We start from the raw sequence: 1,883 nt of genomic DNA, 5'->3' as shown, positions 1-1,883 counted from the left end.
AGGGGCAGAAACGGAACGGTTTCCTCACTGCTGCGCTCAAGACGAATGTACCGAATGACAAAATGGGAAGGCAAGCCAGTTTTCAAAAACGGGTGAGATAACAATGCACAATATAGACCGTGGTTTCCTTGACGAAACCGTACAGAAATCAGCAACCGAAGACGATTTGCAAAAAGCGGTAAGTGATGCCTGCGATTTTATCATCAGGCTCAAAAAATCCGGGCTTAACATCATCCTTCCCGACGATCAGGATCAATGCAGGGATCGATTTGAATTACTGGTCAATCTTTTGATGACCGAAAAAGGCTTTCCCGGTGATCGCCCGGATTGGCTGACGGACCAGATGATGCGAAGCGCCGCGTATACAATCGGCGCCCGCATTTATCGTATGCAACCACATTTGGTTGAACCGTCGCTGCGGGATCGTATGAAAGCCTGATCAACGAAAATCAAGCTATGCCGTAGGAAAGGCGATCATTTGGTAGCCGCTAGCTATCCGCTGTCTTTTTAGTAGCTGTGACGTTGCCCCGTTGAAATAATCCATTTTGAAGTAAGCTCTGGCCCATTGAGAGGACCAGAGAATGAAGCGCAACCGTTTTACAGACGAACAGATCATCGGCATTCTGAAGGAGCACGAGGCGGGCACGCCTGTCGCGGAGCTTTGTCGCAAGCACGGCGTCAGCGATGCCAGTATCTATAAATGGAAAGCCAAGTTCGGCGGCATGGACGTATCCGAGGCCAAGCGGTTGAAGACGCTGGAAGACGAAAACACGAAGCTGAAACGGCTCCTGGCAGATGCGATGCTCGACAACGCCGCTTTGGAAAAACTTTTAGGGAAAGAAGTGGTGACGCCCGCAGCAAGGCGGAAAGCCGTCGCTCATCTGATGGATCACCACCAGATGAGCGAACGGCGGGCGTGTAAAGCCATGGGCTTTTGCCGTATGACGATCCGTTACGAAACCAGGCGCAGCGATGACCATGACCTTCGCGAGCGGATGAAGGAGCTGGCGCATGAACGTCGCCGCTTTGGATGTAGACGTCTTCATGTGCTGCTCAGGCGTGAGGGTCACCTTGTGAACCACAAGCGGCTCTTCCGGCTCTATCGGGAGGAGAAGCTGACGGTACGCAAGCGTGGTGGGCGTAAGCGGGCGATAGGCACCCGAGCGCCGATGTTGATCCCGACGACTGCCAATGTTCGCTGGTCGCTGGACTTCGTATCAGATCAGCTCACCGATGGCCGCAGGTTCCGGGTGCTTACGGTCGTCGATGATTGCACAAGAGAATGCCTGACTCTTGTCGCCGATACGTCCCTTTCCGGCTTGCGGGTTGCCCGTGAGTTGGACCGGATCATCGAAAGACGTGGCAAGCCGAAGATGATCGTCAGTGACAACGGCAGTGAGTTCACCAGTAACGCAATCCTGCATTGGGCGGATCGAACCAAAGTGGAATGGCACTATATAGCGCCTGGCAAACCGATCCAGAACGCCTTCATCGAAAGCTTCAATGGACGGCTACGAGACAAGCTCCTGAATGAAACGCTCTTCTCGTCACTGACCCATGCACGATCAGCGCTTTTAAACTGGCGCAGCGATTACAACGATCATCGACCACACTCTGGACTCGGCTGGATGACGCCTGCCGAGTTCGCTCAGACAATCAACCCGCGACGTGATGCGGTGCTGCGTAGCCGGAACGGCTCTGCACCGCAACCCGCCCCTACCGCCCCGAATACAGCAACCCAAAACCGCTGGAGCGAACTCAAAACTGGATAAAACTTGGGGGCAACGTCATCATGCTCAGGTGCAGACTGTTCATATCGATGATGTGGCAATGGCCGTAGTGGCAGCGGCAACGGGAAAGCTACCATCGGGCCTTATTGCCGA

2 protein-coding genes are annotated in these 1,883 nt (G+C 54.1%); both read left to right on the top strand.

Annotation, left to right across the window (positions count from 1 at the left end):
* The first annotated feature begins 103 nt into the window (after positions 1–103).
* A complete protein-coding gene (locus D8666_RS23875) occupies positions 104–439 on the top strand; it encodes a hypothetical protein (protein WP_121539679.1) in 336 nt (111 codons plus the stop codon).
* Positions 440–581: 142 nt separating this feature from the next.
* On the top strand, positions 582–1,772 hold the full coding sequence (locus D8666_RS23870; protein ID WP_121539678.1) for an IS3 family transposase: 1,191 nt from the start codon (positions 582–584) through the stop codon (positions 1,770–1,772).
* The last annotated feature ends 111 nt before the right edge of the window (positions 1,773–1,883 follow it).

It is taken from the genome of Ochrobactrum soli, from assembly GCF_003664555.1.
Classification (GTDB): Bacteria; Pseudomonadota; Alphaproteobacteria; order Rhizobiales; family Rhizobiaceae; genus Brucella; species Brucella teleogrylli.
Note: the sequence above shows the minus strand (reverse complement) of the source record. Positions and strands in the feature narration are given on the sequence as shown.